General features: G+C 26.3%; 1 protein-coding gene. It reads left to right on the top strand.

What is annotated here, in order from left to right; genetic code table 11:
- Nucleotides 1-148: 148 nt before the first annotated feature.
- The coding region (locus KH400_RS23015; RefSeq protein ID WP_217228605.1) for a hypothetical protein at nucleotides 149-346 on the top strand (198 nt) is incomplete at its 3' end.

The raw sequence follows: 346 nt of genomic DNA, 5'->3' as shown, positions 1-346 counted from the left end.
ATACTAATATATAAAATTGACATCTCAATTGAAAATTTATTGGACTTTTAACATCCTAATCATAACTGATATATTACTTTATTTTAAGAGAAGATAGAAAGGATAAAAACAAACTGAAGTTCTTAAATAATAAAAGGGGGAAATTATTATGAATGGTATTGCTTCATGTTTTCCAGGCAATGAGTTATTAAGTTTAACGATAATTTTTGGAATATATCTAGTCATAACTTACTTAACACTTTTTATAAGGAGGAAATGCAAACACTTAAATATGCCTAAAGAGTATAAGTGGATTGCTGCTCTTTCATTTTTTCTAAGTGCTATACTTACAGCAGTGTTTATGAAT

It is taken from the genome of Desertibacillus haloalkaliphilus (genome assembly GCF_019039105.1).
Classification (GTDB): domain Bacteria; phylum Bacillota; class Bacilli; order Bacillales; family KJ1-10-99; genus Desertibacillus; species Desertibacillus haloalkaliphilus.
This window is presented reverse-complemented; position numbering and strand designations above follow the sequence as displayed.